This is a genomic window from Albidovulum sediminis (genome assembly GCF_025380365.1).
GTDB classification, from domain to species: Bacteria; Pseudomonadota; Alphaproteobacteria; order Rhodobacterales; family Rhodobacteraceae; genus Albidovulum; species Albidovulum sediminis.
In genome coordinates this window covers 1-14,462 of record NZ_JAOCQF010000008.1, presented here as the reverse complement: position 1 = coordinate 14,462, position 14,462 = coordinate 1, and the positions used below count along the sequence as shown (strand labels likewise).

The window sequence follows — 14,462 nt, the reverse complement described above, 5'->3', positions numbered from 1 at the left end:
GTTTATGTAAATCTTGGCTGGCGGTCGCTTTCGACACTCATGGCGAGCACGCGGCTGATGTATGTCAGCGACTTGCCCGACTCTTCTTTCCATCCGTCAAAGGCGTTCTGTATGGCGCGCCGCTGTTTCGACGACGCTGGCAGAGTGTCAGCAACCCCTTCGAGTGACAGGCGTTTCAAGACATCAAACGACAAAACATAGGAATCTACACCGGCTTCGCGCAGGAAATACTGGGCGGTCTTGTCGCCCAGTCGATCACCATGCTTGCGCAGATAATCAAGAACGTCGGCGAAATCCTTGTGCTGCCACGCGGCGATGAAAGCGCCAAAGCTGGCATGTCTTTCTGTCTCGTCCAGAATGAACATCGCGTTGCGCTGAACGGATCGGATCCGCGCCCCGTTGCGCACGATGCGCGGATCTTTGAGCAGCATATCGAACCAGTCGTCATCCATTATTGCGCAAACGCTTGGGTCAAACCCTTTGAAAGCTGCTTCGAATCCCGGCCATTTGTCGCGGATCACCTTACGGCTGAAGCCCGCGTTGAAGACGTGTCGTGTCATATCTGCGAGCCATCGATCGTCACTGCGTGCAAGCAGGTCTGTGATGGGTGCCGGGTGTTCAATGCGCGCCTCAACGGCCTCAAGACTGCCGTGTCTCTTCACAGCCATCGACAGAATTTCGCGGAAAGGTCTCATCAAGCCTACTTCAAGAATGTGGTTCCGGGGATGTCGAGAGTGGCCACTTCCGGTGTGCCGGGCGGTCTCCACTAGACTAGGGAAAGGCCTCAGTCTTTTCCAATAGAACGCAGGCATAGTTTCAATAGCTGCCCGTTCGTCGGCAAATCTCCGCAGCTTAGGTTCGGCGCATCGAGTGTGTCCCGTATCCACTGGGTTACAGGACAATCGTTGTCACCCAGTCACGCACAAGGCGCCCATGTTGACTTGCCCTGATATGCGGGCGGTCACCCCAAGGGCCGACATTAGCCTCCGTCGTAAACGGCGGTTCTGTCCCGCGACTTGTAGGTTTAACACGTGACCCATATTGCGCCACCCACGAATAAGCGGCTTTTCTTTGAGCGACGGAGCCAGTTTTCTCACTATCGCGGCATTTTTCGCGTTGTGCGCGCGTGCAGCACGAAAATCCAATCCACAGGTTGGGCCCCAAGCCGCCTTGCGGCAGTGCCGAGAAGAAACGGTTCAACCTCGTCCCAATGTCAGCTCCCGCTGAAATCGCTCGGTCGCTTTGCACCCGCAGCGGATGGCTGGAATCCGCCCATCGCGACGAACTCATCACCTCAACCCCAGTCGCTCAGCCAACCCTTCAAACTCCGGTGCCTCCACGTAGAGCTTCTCGAACTCACGTCGTGCCTGGGCCTTGCGACCCACGCGTTCGTAGAGCTCCGCGCGGTCATGACGGATCTGGTGGAGGAGACGATCGGGGCGGTCCTTGCGGCGGCGGCCAGCGCGGGTCAGCACCTCGATGGCTGCGTCGGGCAGGCCACGGGCGGCGAGCGCTCGAGCCCGGTAGAGCAGAATGCCCGTGTCGATGGGCGTCTCGTTCTGGGTTGCGGCGGTCAAGGCGATCACCCTGTCCAGCAGGTCGTGATCTTGAGGTGTGTCGAGCCCGATCTGGACGAAGGACAAGAGCACCACGGGATCCTCCGGCGCGATGACCAGCAGCCTCTCGAGATGCTGCGCCGCGCCTTCGGCGTCCCCGCTCGCCTCGCACAGTTCCACCAGCGCAAGCCGTGTGCCGCGTTCGGTGGGGGAGATATGCGCATAAATGCCCTTGGCGATCGGCAGATTGCTTTGGGGCGAGAGATCATATTTCGTGAACAGCGCGCCGAGCCCGTCACCCGCCGCAAGCGCGCCTTCCAGATGCACGCGCGCCTGCGCAAATGCCTCCCGCTTCAAGCGGATCATGCCAGCCATCCAGGCGGCGTCGGGCAGTTCGCTTGCGGCTTCCAGCTGTGAGAGTGCTGCATTCTCATCACCGTCGTTCAGCGCACGCAGCCCGTCTATGAAGGCCTTTTCCTCGGGTGGGGTCACGAGCCTTCGGAAAAACCCGAGGGAAAGCTTGTCCCGTGTTGGGGTGGCTGCACGCGCGCCCTTGCGGTCCTGAATGGTGTAGAAGAGGCCCGAGCCCGGGAGGCCGAGTGTGGCGCGGTTCCCCCGGGGGCTGACGGTGTATTTGGCACCACGAGGACCGAACGACAGAGATGCCGTCGATTTCGAGAGGTTCAGCGTCACCCCGGGCGCAGGACGGATACGTTGCCAGAAACGCAGTGACACGGGGCGTAAATCCTTTCAGTAAATTGGCCGAAGACGAACTCTGATTGAACCGCATGGCCGCCGCATAGGCAACCGATGCGTGCGGCCTTGGACGGGATCAAGGCCGAACATGTTCCAACAAAATCATCAACGTATCATCGGCACAGGATCAGGGGCGCCCAGTGCCAGCGGGAGGGGGGCTACTCGACAGCCTCGATGAACCGCCCGTATTCCTCGCTCACTTCCCTCGCTTCCACAAAGGCCCGCGCGCGCTCCTCGTCGAGGCAACGGAAATACTCCTGCACGTCGGCGATATAGGCCTCGAAATCCCCCCGGATCAGGTCCGCATAGGTGCGCATGTCTTCTCGGGACGCGGGCAGGAACGGCCGTTCGGGCGGGATGCAGGCATGGGCCGGACTACTCACCACTAGGACGGTGATCAGCAGCGCCAGTGGGATGTTGCACGCACAGGACATGTGCAGGGCAAAACTCCTTTGCCGCCTTTAAGATCACGATGTTGTCAGCTATCACCGTTATCGGAGCAAGGCAATCTGCGTCAAGTCGTTTTAATTGTCTTGCTATCGTTCATGTTGTATTGTATCGCCCGCGGTGTTGCGACCCCGTGGGACCGATACTGCACCTCAGGCAGAGAAAGGACCGAAAGCGGGAGGCCATGATAGAAGAAGCACCGAATGTGGTTACAGAAGACGGGCTGCGCGGCCTCCTTGCCGAGGGCTATCTCATCGAGGTGGTCTGCAAGGAAGGCGCCGAGAAGCGCCACAACAGCTGGTACGGCGCCTGGGTCATTCGGGCGGTTGCACCGGATGGGCGCGACGACAAGATGCTCGTCACCAGCCGCAGCGTCCTCAAGCTGCGCGATTTCAAGACCATCGTCGGCCTTGTCAGCTTCCTTGCCGACATGGGCTGCACGACCGCCAGCATCCCGCTCATCGAAGGCGCCCGCGAGCGCCATGCAGCACCCGGGCGCACGCCCGAGCCACGAACCGGCCCGGTTCTGGTCAAGGACAACTGACCGCGCTTTTGCGCTCGTCGTTGCATTGGGTACAGGTGTTTGTTCAGCACCCCCGGCCCTTGCCGACGGTTTCATCTTCCAAGTCAGCCCCGATGGCCGACTGATCGACACTGCCGAGACTGCGAGCACCTTGCGCTCGTTCACTGGCGAAGAAGATGCCCAGACTGGGCCCCTTCCAGATCGTCTCTTTCTCTTTGCCGCACCGCAGTCCCATGGGGATGATGCTCCCCTGAGCGATGTGACGGCTGCAGCAGCGGTCGCCCCGCGCGCCGTGCGCGCCTCACCCGAAATCCTCCACGCCATCGAGACCACGGCGCTGCGCTACGGCAGCCATGACGCCCTGCGTCGGGCGGGCCTGTCGGTCACCGATTGGGCGCTGTTCTACCGCGCCAATATCGAGGTCGAGAGCGCGTACAATCCCGGCGCGCGCAGCCCCGTCGGCGCCATCGGACTCGGCCAGCTGATGCCTGATACCGCGCGCGATCTCGGCGTCGATCCCCATGACATCGCCCAGAACCTCGACGGCTCGGCCCGTTACCTTCTGATGATGCTCGAGCAGTTCGGCGATCCCGCGCTGGCGCTCGCGGCCTACAATGCCGGCCCCCATGCGGTCACCCGCCATGGCGGCATTCCCCCCTTTCGAGAAACCCAAGGCCATGTGGCCCGTGTGACAGCCGTGTTCCAGCGGTTGAGAGGAGACCTTTCGTGACGTCCAAAACTTCAATTATTGCGCTCGGCGCGATGGCCCTCATCGTGCTGGCCGGCCCAGCTCTGGCCCAAAGCATTGACCTGTCACCTGTGCAGACCCTGCTGCAGGGCATCGTCGATGCGATCACCGGTCCCTTGGGCATCGTGATCGGCACGCTCGCGCTGATCGGCGTGTTCCTCTCCTGGCTCTTCGGCATCCTCGATTTCCGTCAGGCGCTCTGGGTCGTGGTCGCGATCGCGGGCATCGCCGCGGCGCCCACCATCGTCGCCGCCATCTGGACGACCTGAGCAAGACCCATGTCGGAGCAGTCCCGCGTGTTCATCGGCCTTCTCAGGCCGCCCAAGCTGATGGGCCTGCCGATCATGTACGCAATGGTCTGGCTCTTCGGCTCGACGCTCCTGTTCCTCTGGGTGCAGAGCTGGGTGGTGGCCGTCTTCGCGGGGCTGGCTTGGCCGGCGCTTTGGAAAGCCGCGGACTGGGATCCGAACTTCCTCGACGTCCTGGTGATCACCTTGCAGGAAACCCCACCCACGGCGAACCGCAAGCTCCACGGAGGCGACAGCTATGCCCCGTGATGGATTTGTCGATGACGTGGCGGAGGGTCTCGATCCTCTCACCGCGCTGCCCGCATGGGTCAAGGGTGAGAAGCGGCTGTCGTCGATGCTGCCTTACGTCAGCCTCGTGACCGACCGGACGATCCGGACCCGCGGCAACGAATTGATGCAGTGTATCCGCCTCGAAGGGGTGAACAGCACCACGAGCGAAGACGCCCATCTCGACCGGATCGGCGGGCTTCTCGCCGGGATCGTCGCGCAGGTAGGGACCGAGTTCTCCTTCTACCTGCACAAGGTCTCGAAAGCGGTCGACGTGTCTCTGCCGCCCATCCCGGGCGAGGGCTTCGCTGCCGCCATCGATCAGCGCTGGCGCGCGCATCTGGGTCGGGCAGGCCTGCGCGACAAGACCCTGACCCTGACCGTGCTGAAGCGCCCAGAGACCGGCAGCCGCTTGCCCTTCGGTCTGGGCGCGTCCCGCGCACGGCATGCCGCGGACACGACCCGGCGCTTGCGCAAGCTCGACGAGGTGGTGGGGTTTCTCCTGTCGTCCTTCGATGAGCTGAAGCCTCGCCTCTTGGCCGCCAGCAGCGGCGAGCTTCTGGGCTTCCTCGGCTCCCTGAACACGGGCGAAGAGCACCCACTCTTCCCGCGATCACGCCTGGGCGTCATCGCCGAGGATGTCGCCAATACCCGCGTCACCTTCCGCGGCACGACCATTGCGCTCTCCGACGGTGCCGTAGGCGACAAGCTCGGCGCGATCTTCGCGGTGAAGAACTATCCCGCCAAGACCGACAGCCTGATGCTCGACGAGCTGAACCTGCCCGTAGACATGGTGGTCACTCACTCCTTCGTGCCGATCAACGCCAACATCATGGCAGGCCGGATCAAGCGGCAGCTGCGACTGATGCAGGCGGCCAATGACGGGGCCGTCAGCCTCGCGCAGGAGTTGGAACTCGCCCAGGACGATCTGGAATCCAAACGCTTGATCTTCGGCGAGCATCATATGACGGTGGCGGTTTACGCGCGATCCCAGACCGCGCTCGACGACATCGCGGCCGAGATCCGCAACATCTCCGCCACCTCCGGCATCAACCTGATCTCGGAAGCCTTCGGCGCGCGGGCGCATTTCATGGCGCAGCATCCGGGAAACACTGGCGCGCGCAGCCGCAAGGCCGCGATCACGAACCACAACTTTGCCGATCTCGCCACCTTCCACCGCACGCCACTGGGCAAAACTGGCAGGGAAGTGCCCTGGGGCGTGCCGATCACGCTGTTCCCGACGCCTGAGCGCAGCGGGTTCCGCTTCAACTTTCACGAACAGGGCGCGCCGGACCGTGAGCCCACAGGTGGCCACACGTTGATCCTCGGCCGCCCCGGATCGGGCAAATCCGTGCTGGCGGCTTTCCTCATGACCATGGCACGGCGGGCAGGTGCGCGGGTCTTCGTCTTCGACTATCGCGTCGGCATGGAAATGGCGGTCCGCGCGCTCGGCGGCAGCTATTCGACCGTGCGGGCAGGGCGACCCACGGGGCTCAATCCCCTCCAGACCGAGATCGACGCCCGCGGGCAGGCCTGGCTTGCCGACTGGCTTGCAAGCCTCCTCGAGCGCCGGGACCGGCCCCTGACCCCGGTGCAGACTAACCGCCTGCAGGAGGTCGTGCGCCAGAACGCCAGTGCGGGGAACGCGGGGCTGCGCAACTGGTCCGACTTCGCCTCACTCCTCGTCTCGACCGACGACGAGGGCGATCTCTTCGAGCGGATGCAGGAATGGACGGCCGATGGCCGCTACGGCTGGATCTTTGGGGCGAACGCGAACGACACGTTCCAAATCGGGGGCAGCACCGACGCTGACGTCGCGGGCTTCGACCTGACCGGCATCCTCGATTCCGAGAGCGAGCGGGAACGCATGGCGGTTCTGTCCTACCTCTTTCGCCGGGTCGAGCGGGTGATCGAGGACCGCAAGCCCACGATCATCGTGATCGACGAGGCTTGGAAGGCGCTCGACAACGCGTATTTCGCCGAGCGGCTCTCGAACTGGCTGGTGACCGCCCGCAAACAGAACGCGGTCGTCGTGATGATGACCCAGTATGCCAGCCAGCTCGAGCGCACCCGGACCGGCAAGACCATCGTCGAAGCCGTGCCAACCCAGGTGCTCCTGCCCAACATCCGCGCCTCGGCTGCCGACTACGCCATGCTCGGCCTCAGCGAGAAAGAACTCGACGTGCTTCTGGGCGTCGGCTCCGCCTCTCGCCTCGCGCTAGTGCGCGATGACCGTGGCGCGGTGGTGATCGACGCCGATCTCAGCGCCCTCGGTCCCCTCGTGACCATCCTTGGCGGCATGGAGAAGGGCGAGGCTCTTGTTGGCTCCGATTACCGCGACCGCCCTGATTTCTGGAGAGTGATATGACCCGTACCATCACGCGCAGCGCCGTGCTGCTTGGCGTTGGCCTGAGCCTGACAGCCTGCGCGCAGTATAACCCCGCGCAGGCCAACTGCTTCAACTTCCGCGACGCGCCTGTACAGGCGGGAACTGCCACCGCCACGACGACGATCTCGACCATGGGCGCGGACGTCACGCGGCGCGATACGGCCTGCGAATTCGTGATGCTGGGGGCGGGTGGCTGAGCGGATGCGGAGCTGGCTCCCCCTCTCGATGATCGGCCTCGCGCTTGCAGGTCCCACAGCGGGGCCAGCGGTTGCCCAGGGTGTGCCGACCTTCGACCTGCGCCTCTTCGCAGAGCGGCAGGCAATCCTCGATCAGACCGAACAGGATCTGGCGCTGCAGCAGGACCGGCTGACGCGCGAGGAGGAGCTGGCCGAGATCGAACGCCAGCAACTCGCCTCGCTCGAAGGGCTGATGGATGCCATGTCCCTCGGCTCGGGCGATGTGGCTGGCACCGCGGCCGGGCTCGAAGCGGGGCAGGGGGCGGTTGAGGACGTCGAGAGTGCTGCGGCCAGCCTCTACGCGCCCGAGGACAACAACCCGGCCGCAGCCCGGATGTTCGGCGATGCCCGGGAAGGGATCGAGGAGCTGATTATCCGTGCCGCACGCGACACGCATAGCCTACCGGGTGTAAGCCGCGCGGGGCTGTCGCTGGTCCAGTGGCGCTGCCTGCTGCAAGCGCTGATCTGGCAGGAAAGCCGGTTCCAGATCGGGGCACGCTCCCCCGTTGGGGCTTTCGGGCTCACGCAGATCATGCCCGCTACCGCTAGCGATCTTGGCATCAACCCGGCCTATTACGACGACCCGTACCTGCAGGTCACAGGCGGTGCGCGTTACCTCGCGATGATGCTGAACATGTTCGATGGCAACATCATCCATGCGCTTGCCGCTTACAACGCAGGCCCGGGACGCGTGCAGGACTACGGCGGCGTCCCGCCCTTCGCGGAAACCCAGCATTACGTTGTGGTGATCCCGCAGCAGTACAACAGCTACCTCGCCGCCGTGGGCGGCATCGATGCGCTCGGCACCATCGACCCTGTGCTCCTTGCCAACGCAAGTTTCAGCCTCTCGGCCCATGGTGCAGGCGTTTATGGCGACTACTCGCTGGTCTCGGTCCGCGCTGCCGCCCTGCGTATGCAGGACATCATCACCCGCATCGGCGAGACCGAGGACCTGCACGAGGCCATCGCGCTCAACACCTATGCGCGCGCCGAGCTGGCCCGATTGGTCGCGATCCGGACCCGGATCAAGGCCGCTTACACCCAACCGCTGAGCGAGGAACAACTCGCCATGGCCGCCGCCCAAGCCGCCGAGCGGCAATATATGGATTTCACCCAGGAGACATTGCGATGAGAAGGCCATTGCGCATTTCCCTTACCACTACCGCCGCGACCCTCGCGCTTGGCCTTGCCCTCGCGGCCCCCGTCGCCGCACAGGGCGTGCCCACGGTCGACACGCAGAACATCGCCCAGGAAATTCGTCAGCTTCAGCAGATGCTGCAGGATTTCGGGATCCAGACCGATCTTCTGGACAATGCGCTGGCACAGCTCGACCTCCTGCAGCAGCAGTTCGATCAGCTCGAGGAGATGTATGCCTCGCTGACCGGGCCGCGCAGCATCCTCGGCCTCGCCATGGGCGGTGACCTCGACAATCTCCTGCAGGCCAATTTCGAAGACATCCCCGGACTGATCAGGGGGATCCAGGCGGGTGACTGGTCGAGCCTGATCGGCCCCAATGCGGGCCCTCTGCGCACGCAGATGGAACAGGCCCTTGCCAGTGCCGGGTTCGACGAGGACTCGCTGCGCGAGATCGCCACCAGTGGCAATCCGGGCGCAGAAGGTGTCGCCACCCGCGCCACGACCGGCGCCGTGATGTCGGCGGCGGCCCAGAACAGCCATGCCGAGGCCGCCCAATCACTCGAACGCGTTGAACAGCTCGTCGCGATGATCCCCGACATGGAGGACCTGAAGGCATCGATGGACCACAACACCCGCGTCACGGCGGAACTGGCCATCGCCATGACTCGGATGTGGGAACTTGAAGCCATCCAGACCCTCGGCGCGGGCAATGCGGGCGTGGTGGATGCGGCCACCGTCGCCGAAGAGCGCCGCTACATGGACTTTACCCTGCCGAGCCTCGCGCCATGAGCAAGACACCCGACATGACGGCAGGCATGAGTGCGCGGGAACTCGTTGAAGAGGAACTGATCCATGGCGCGCTGCGCCGGGAGCAGCTCTGGCGGATGATCGGTCTTGGCGGGGCGGGCTTCGGTGTCATCGGCTGCCTTGCCGCTGCGGCCGTTGCCCTGATGGTCGAGACGCCCCCACCGGTCGTCGTGCCTTATGACCCCGCGACGGGTCTGGCCCTGCCCAATGCCACGGTCGAAACGGTGCGACTAGCCGAGCGGCCTGCGATCATCGAGGCGCAGATCTACCGCTACATCCTCGACCGCGAGGCCTACAACCAGCTCGACAACGATCTGCGCGTGCGCCGGGTGCTGGCGCAATCCACCGGGGCGGCCGAGGCCAGCATGCGCGCCATGTGGACCTCGGGGCAGGAGAGCTATCCGCCGACCCGCTATGGCCCCGCGGCAGAGATGGCTGTCGAGATCGCCTCGATCACGCTGATCGGCGAGAACCGCGCGCAGGTGCGCCTCAGGAAGCGCCTGACCAGCCCGCAAGGGGCGCAGGACGGGTCATTCACCGCAACATTGATGTTTGCCTTCCAACCCGAACGGACCCGCTCGATCGACGACGTCTGGCAAAACCCCTTCGGCTTCACCGTCACCCAATATGCCATCCGATCGGACCGTTCCGAATGACCTCTGTTCCCGTTCTCACATCCGTCCACGCCATTATGGTCGCTGGTGCGCTGGCCCTCATGGCGCCCACAGCGTTGGCTGAGACCACACCGCGCCCGGGGGCCCATGACAACCGCGTCCGGGTTGCCAACTGGACCGAAGGCCAAGTCTACCGGATCGTCACCACCCTGACCCGGGTCACCACCGTCGAATTCGGCGAGGGCGAGACCATCCGCTCGATCATCGCGGGCGATACGGTGGGCTTCCAGTTCGACGGTGTGCCAGGCGGGCGCGCCTTCGCGATCAAGCCGGCAGCCTCGGGTGTGGCCACCAACATCACGGTCTACACGAACCGCCGTTCCTACTACTTCCACGTCGTCGAGGCGCGCGAGACCCCGCATTACGTCGTACAGTTCCGCTATCCTGAGAGCCGCGTACAGCCAACCCGGGCGGTTGCCGCTGATGCGCCGAATGCGAACTACGCGGTCAGCGCAAGCGAGGAGTTCACACCGACGGCCGTCTGGGATGATGGCACCTTCACCTACTTCCGCTTTGCACGGAACGCTCCTGTCCCCGCGATCTTCCGCTACGCGAACGGCGGCGAGCGGGCGGTGAACAGCACAGCACTCGAGGATGGTGTCATTCGGGTCTCGGGCGTGAACCGGCAATGGGTCCTGCGCCTCGGCGAAGACGAGGTCTGTGTTCAGGATATGGGTGGGCCCACATCATGAGCCAGGACACAGAAGATCTCGCCGCGCGCCTGGCGGCTCTCGAAGCGACGGGCGACAAGAAGCGCGGTGGTGCACGGCACTCCCCGCTGGCCGCAATCGTCGGCGTGGCCGGCATCGTGGCCGTGGGCGGCCTGGCCTGGGCCGCCCTGCAGCCATCGCCGGAGGCACCGCTTCCAACGGCGGCCCCCGAAGAGTTCCAGACGACAGGATCGGGCTTCGGTGACCTCGCGCCCATGCCCGTGGTCGAGCCTGCACCGCCTCCGCCGGCCGAGACCAGCCCAACCGAGTCGGAACTGGCACTGATGGAAAGCCTTGCGACGCTGCGCGCGGAACTCGAAGACCTGCGCGCGCGGCCCGTCGAGGCATCGGATAGCGGGGCAGAACAGGCCATCGCTGATCTGACAGCGCAAATCGCGGCACTGCAGACCGCCTCGACCGAGGCGCAGCGCGCGCTCGAACGGCAGTTGACCGAACGCGATCGCGAGCTCGACCAGCTGCGCATGGACCTCGAGGTCGCGCGGCTGACCCCGCCTGAGCCGACTGACCTCGGCCCGAACGAGGAGGAGTTGCGGCTCGCGGAACTTGAACGCCGCCGCATCGCCGAAGCGGAGGCCCGGGCCGAACGAATCGCGTCGCCCATGATCGCGTTTTCCGGGATGGGGGCAGGGACCGACCGAGAGAACAGCCTCGAGGCCGCGCGCTTGAATGAAGACGAAGCCTTCGTGCGCGCGGGTGCCAGACCCGCCCCGGTGACGCGGGCCGAGGTGATCGTGAACCCTGGCAACACCGTCGTGCAGGGCACGATGATCCAGGCCGTGACCGAGACGGCGCTCGACAGCACGCTGCCTGGTGCCATCCGCGCCATCGTCTCCGAAGACGTTCATTCCTTCGACGGCACGCGCGTCCTGATTCCGCGCGGCGCACGTCTCGTAGGGCGCTATCGCTCCGATGTGGCGCTCGCGCAGTCTCGGGTCATGGTGGCCTGGGATCGCATCATCCTGCCCGACAACCAGACCGTGGAAATCAGCGCCTTCGGCGGGGACGAGCTCGGCCGCACCGGCACCACCGGCTTTGTCGACACCCGCTTCGCCCAGCGGTTTGGATCGGCCGCGCTGATCTCGCTGATCGGGGCCTTGCCCGCAGCCGCGGCCGGACAGATCGAGGATGAGGCTGCGGCCGACATCGCGAGCGACGTGGGCACCGACCTGCGCGACAGCACCCAGAGCGTGATGCAGGACTATCTGGCGATCCGGCCCGTGATCCATGTCGACCAAGGCACCCGGATCACGGTCATGGTCGACCGCGATCTGGAGATCTTCTGACATGGCAGCAAGCTATCTCGAAGCCTCGCTCGATCGTCTCGGCACGCCCGTGCAACGGGACGACACGATCGAGATCTGCATCAACCCCGATGGGCAGGTCTGGGGCGAGTTCCAGGGCGATCATTTCATGCGGGGCCTCGGCACGCCGCTCACCCAGACCGAAATCAAGGACCTCGGCAACCAGATCGCCTCGGCCGCCTCGACCACGCTCAGCACCAAGAAGCCCATCGTATCGGTCTCGATCCTCTATCGGGACCGGCCTATCCGCGCGCAGGTGATCCAGCCCCCGGCCGTCGAGGGTGGGTTTTCCATATCGTTGCGGTTCTTCTCCTCCCTGCCGCTGGAGGCAATCCGGCTTGGGTTCCTCTATGGCAAGGAGCGCAGCCTCGAAGGTCTGCGCCGCGAACGAAACGCCGCCCTGCGCGATGTGGTGGCCTCCGGCGACATCGACGCCGCCCTGCGGTTCTGCGTCGAGAACAAGCTCAACATGATCGTCTCGGGGGGCACCTCAACCGGCAAGACTGTGGCGGCGCGCAAGATCCTCTCTCTGATCCCACCCGAGGAGCGAATCATCACCATCGAGGAGGCGGCAGAACTGCGCCCCGAGCAGCCAAACGCCGTGACGCTGATTGCTGATCGCGACACCGAAGCCCGCAGCGCGGATGTGCTTCTGGCCTCCACCCTGCGGATGCGGCCCGACCGGATCGTGCTGGGCGAGGTCCGTGGCCGCGAGGCCATGACCTTCCTCGAGGCGATCAACACCGGCCATGGCGGCTCGCTCACAACCCTGCATGCCGAAACCCCGCAACTGGCCGTCCGCCGTCTCGCCATTGCCGCGCTCAAGACCGATGTGCCGATGACCTATGCCGACATGGTAGACTACATCGAGGGCTCCATCGACGTGATCATCCAGGCCGGTCGCCATGACGGCGCCCGCGGCATCACCGAGTTCTTCCTGCCGGGGCAGGCGCGACATCCAGATCAGAACACTGCCGGAACCGGAGCCGCCGAGCGTGCTGCGGTCGCGGCCGAATGAACCGAAAGGAAAACCCCATGCGCAAGATCACCCTCGCCGCAGCTGTCACCCTGTTGGCCGCGCCCCTCGCGGCCCAGACCTCGCCTCAGGTCACGAATGATCTCACCGTGACGGTCACGCCCCAGCAGTACCGGATCTGCAACGACCGGCCCGCACGGCCGACCTGGATGGACGAGGTCCACCCGCGCGAGTCCTACAAGGCGCTGACGTTGATGCGGCTCTATGAGTTGCGGTCCTGGGAGGCGATCAAGGAAGCTGGCGACTGCGGCTGTGATGTGCGCTTCCCGTCATGGGATGCCGCCTCCGCCGAGTACGAGGAACGGTTCGCGACAAGCACCCAAGCGGAGCACACTCAAGCTCGGCTGGCCATTCGGAACGAGCAGAACCAGATTGCCCGCGACGTCCAGGATATCTGCGAAACGCAAGGCAACTGGTAATGAGCATCGTCAGCTGGATGGTCGGAACGGCCGACGGCTTCCTTGCCGATGCGGCAGAGTCCCAGTTCGGGGCTGTGGCCAGCAATACCGGCACGATCGTCCTGCTGATGGTCACGCTCTCGCTGATCGGCGTCTGTATCAACATGGCCTTCCAGTTCCGCAGCATGGATGGGGCCAGCTTCTTCTGGTACCTGATCAAGCTGACGCTGATAGGTCTCTTTGCCTTCAACTGGGCCAACTTCAACGCGGTCGCCAATGCCGTTATCGGCGGACTCGACTATGTCGCCGGGGCCCTGATCTCCTCGGTCGGTGGCGGCGGGGCAGGGGCCACGTACTTTGCCGCCGAGTTCGATGATCTCATCACGGAGTTCAGCCAATACCTGAACGCGATCGGTAACAACCTGAACTGGATGACTGGCGCGATCCTCGGCGGAATCGGCCTCGTGCTGCTCAGCCTCCTTGGCTTCATGACCGGCATTGTCCTCATCTTCGCCAAGATGATGCTGACACTGATGCTCGGTCTTGCGCCGATCATGATCGCCCTGTCGCTCTTCGATGCGACCAAGGATTTCTTCCACAGATGGGTCTCGACGACGATCAGCTACGCCTTCTACCCCATCGTCATCGCCGCCATGTTCTCGACCGTGGTCGGCATGGCGAATTCGCTCTTGGCCCAGCTCGGTGATCCGAACTCCGCGACCAACATAGGCTCGCTGGTGCCGTTCTTCGTCATGGTGTTCCTGGCCAAGGGCTTCGTTGCGGCGACGCCCCTGATCGTGCGGGGTATCTCGGGGAACCTGATGGTCGCCGCAGCACCTGCAATCGTCAGCGGGTCTGCAGGGGTGCTGCGGGGGCTGATGAACACCTCTGGTGTGCAGGGCAGAGCGCGGATCGGGGCGCTGACCACCGGTGAGGTGATCGGGCGGGCGGCAGTGCAAGCGCCTGCTGCCGTACGAAGCGCTGCGGCGACCGCGAGCGCGCAGGTGGTCAGGATGGCTGAGAGGGCGAAGCGGTTGGGGCGGTGAAGTCAAGCCCCACGTCGAAATGATGGTAACCGGCCGATTGTTACCGCCTGCCTTGGGTCGGGCTGATGGCCTAAGAGACGTGCATAGCGACGTCGTTAATGA

General features: G+C 64.4%; 17 protein-coding genes. 14 read left to right on the top strand and 3 right to left on the bottom strand.

Translation table 11 applies throughout. The annotated features are described in order from the left end of the window. Window positions 1-2: 2 nt before the first annotated feature. The 3 genes from N5I32_RS20385 to N5I32_RS20375 all read right to left on the bottom strand — a co-directional run bounded on the left by N5I32_RS20385 (window position 3) and on the right by N5I32_RS20375 (window position 2,746). Entirely contained in the window at window positions 3-695 is a 693-nt protein-coding gene (locus tag N5I32_RS20385; RefSeq protein ID WP_036763516.1) for a DNA-3-methyladenine glycosylase I, read from the bottom strand. 594 nt (window positions 696-1,289) lie between these two features. Further along, a complete protein-coding gene (locus tag N5I32_RS20380; RefSeq protein WP_261497762.1) occupies window positions 1,290-2,291 on the bottom strand; it encodes a DUF4236 domain-containing protein in 1,002 nt (333 codons plus the stop codon). A gap of 179 nt (window positions 2,292-2,470) precedes the next feature. Beyond that, window positions 2,471-2,746, bottom strand: coding sequence for a hypothetical protein (locus tag N5I32_RS20375; RefSeq protein WP_261497761.1), 276 nt, complete (start codon window positions 2,744-2,746; stop codon window positions 2,471-2,473). Window positions 2,747-2,943: 197 nt separating this feature from the next. Here N5I32_RS20375 and N5I32_RS20370 point away from each other — a divergent pair, with 197 nt between their 5' ends. Genes N5I32_RS20370 through N5I32_RS20305 form a run of 14 tightly spaced genes read left to right on the top strand, consistent with a single transcriptional unit; the run spans window position 2,944 to window position 14,360 of the window. Beyond that, window positions 2,944-3,303, top strand: coding sequence for a hypothetical protein (locus tag N5I32_RS20370; protein WP_261497760.1), 360 nt, complete (start codon window positions 2,944-2,946; stop codon window positions 3,301-3,303). Further along, window positions 3,242-4,012: a lytic transglycosylase domain-containing protein gene (locus tag N5I32_RS20365; protein WP_261497759.1), complete on the top strand. Its 771-nt coding sequence runs from the start codon at window positions 3,242-3,244 to the stop codon at window positions 4,010-4,012. Before N5I32_RS20370 ends, N5I32_RS20365 begins: the two co-directional genes overlap by 62 nt. Next, window positions 4,009-4,299 carry a TrbC/VirB2 family protein gene (locus N5I32_RS20360; protein ID WP_261497758.1) on the top strand — a complete coding sequence of 97 codons (291 nt, stop codon included), beginning with the start codon at window positions 4,009-4,011 and terminating at the stop codon, window positions 4,297-4,299. Before N5I32_RS20365 ends, N5I32_RS20360 begins: the two co-directional genes overlap by 4 nt. A 9-nt stretch (window positions 4,300-4,308) precedes the next feature. Next, window positions 4,309-4,587, top strand: coding sequence for a VirB3 family type IV secretion system protein (locus N5I32_RS20355; RefSeq protein WP_261497757.1), 279 nt, complete (start codon window positions 4,309-4,311; stop codon window positions 4,585-4,587). Continuing rightward, the gene (locus N5I32_RS20350; RefSeq protein WP_261497756.1) at window positions 4,577-6,973 is read left to right on the top strand and encodes a VirB4 family type IV secretion/conjugal transfer ATPase; all 2,397 of its coding nucleotides are present in this window, start codon (window positions 4,577-4,579) and stop codon (window positions 6,971-6,973) included. The genes N5I32_RS20355 and N5I32_RS20350 overlap by 11 nt, the downstream gene beginning before the upstream one ends. Then, entirely contained in the window at window positions 6,970-7,191 is a 222-nt protein-coding gene (locus N5I32_RS20345) for a hypothetical protein (protein WP_261497755.1), read from the top strand. Before N5I32_RS20350 ends, N5I32_RS20345 begins: the two co-directional genes overlap by 4 nt. Window positions 7,192-7,195: 4 nt before the next feature. Then, window positions 7,196-8,362, top strand: coding sequence for a lytic transglycosylase domain-containing protein (locus tag N5I32_RS20340; RefSeq protein ID WP_261497753.1), 1,167 nt, complete (start codon window positions 7,196-7,198; stop codon window positions 8,360-8,362). After that, window positions 8,359-9,156 (top strand): type IV secretion system protein, encoded by a 798-nt coding sequence (locus N5I32_RS20335; protein ID WP_261497752.1) that lies wholly within the window; start codon window positions 8,359-8,361, stop codon window positions 9,154-9,156. Before N5I32_RS20340 ends, N5I32_RS20335 begins: the two co-directional genes overlap by 4 nt. 26 nt (window positions 9,157-9,182) lie before the next feature. Beyond that, complete coding sequence (locus tag N5I32_RS20330) at window positions 9,183-9,830, top strand: VirB8 family type IV secretion system protein (RefSeq protein WP_261497818.1); 648 nt, start codon at window positions 9,183-9,185, stop codon at window positions 9,828-9,830. Between the two features lie 35 nt (window positions 9,831-9,865). Next, the gene (locus N5I32_RS20325) at window positions 9,866-10,540 is read left to right on the top strand and encodes a TrbG/VirB9 family P-type conjugative transfer protein (RefSeq protein ID WP_261497817.1); all 675 of its coding nucleotides are present in this window, start codon (window positions 9,866-9,868) and stop codon (window positions 10,538-10,540) included. Beyond that, window positions 10,537-11,862 carry a TraB/TrbI/VirB10 family type IV secretion system protein gene (locus N5I32_RS20320; RefSeq protein WP_261497751.1) on the top strand — a complete coding sequence of 442 codons (1,326 nt, stop codon included), beginning with the start codon at window positions 10,537-10,539 and terminating at the stop codon, window positions 11,860-11,862. Before N5I32_RS20325 ends, N5I32_RS20320 begins: the two co-directional genes overlap by 4 nt. A gap of 1 nt (window position 11,863) precedes the next feature. Further along, the gene (locus N5I32_RS20315; protein ID WP_261497750.1) at window positions 11,864-12,898 is read left to right on the top strand and encodes an ATPase, T2SS/T4P/T4SS family; all 1,035 of its coding nucleotides are present in this window, start codon (window positions 11,864-11,866) and stop codon (window positions 12,896-12,898) included. A 17-nt stretch (window positions 12,899-12,915) separates the two neighbouring features. After that, entirely contained in the window at window positions 12,916-13,335 is a 420-nt protein-coding gene (locus tag N5I32_RS20310; RefSeq protein ID WP_261497748.1) for a hypothetical protein, read from the top strand. Next, the gene (locus tag N5I32_RS20305; RefSeq protein ID WP_261497747.1) at window positions 13,335-14,360 is read left to right on the top strand and encodes a TrbL/VirB6 family protein; all 1,026 of its coding nucleotides are present in this window, start codon (window positions 13,335-13,337) and stop codon (window positions 14,358-14,360) included. The genes N5I32_RS20310 and N5I32_RS20305 overlap by 1 nt, the downstream gene beginning before the upstream one ends. The last annotated feature ends 102 nt before the right edge of the window (window positions 14,361-14,462 follow it).